At 28.5% G+C, this 765-nt stretch carries 1 protein-coding gene; it reads right to left on the bottom strand.

The genetic code is table 11. The annotated features are described in order from the left end of the window. Window positions 1-765 (bottom strand): IS3 family transposase (locus KA878_RS13475; protein WP_210142186.1); only part of this gene is annotated, 765 nt, incomplete at both ends.

The following is a 765-nucleotide window of genomic DNA, read 5'->3' as shown; positions in this document are numbered from 1 at the left end:
TGATATATCGATGAATAGCTTGTTCAAGATCTTGAAAATCTTTAAATTTTTGGCCATAATACATTTCTTGTTTTAGTAACCCAAAAAAGTTTTCCATAACTGAATTATCTAGACAATTACCTTTTCTAGACATACTTTGAAATATCTTATGTTCTTTTAATAATTTAGTGTATTGCGAATGTTGATAATGCCAGCCTTGATCTGAATGTATTGTTAAACGGTGGTCTAGGTTTGGACGACGCTCTATCATTTCTTTTAATGGATTGATGACTATATCTAATGTAGGACGACTTGAGATTTTAAAGCTGATAATCTCTGAACTATATAAGTCCATAAAAGGTGATAAATATAATTTTTGACCATTCATTAATTTGAACTCTGTAATATCTGTTACGACTTTTTGAAATGGGAGACTTGTTTTAAATCTACGATTTAATATATTTTGAGCTACTTTACCAACTTTACCTTTAAAGGAACGATACTTACGGCCTCTATGTGTGAACTTTGTACAAGTTAGATTATATTCTTTCATGATTCTTAGTACTTTTTTATGATTTACGATAAGACCTCTATTTCTTAGTGCTTGTGTAACACGACGATAACCATAGGTATGGTTTGATTCTTCACATATTTCTTTTATTACTTGAATCAATGTTTCATCTTTATTAGCTTTACTAAATTGATTTATCCAATAATAGTATACAGATTTAGCTATTTGAGCGACTTTAAATAAGATACTTAATCGTATATTATATGTTTCATTTA

Origin of the sequence: Staphylococcus sp. GDY8P57P, assembly GCF_017892585.1 — a bacterium.
Classification (GTDB): Bacteria; Bacillota; Bacilli; order Staphylococcales; family Staphylococcaceae; genus Staphylococcus; species Staphylococcus borealis.
This window is presented reverse-complemented; position numbering and strand designations above follow the sequence as displayed.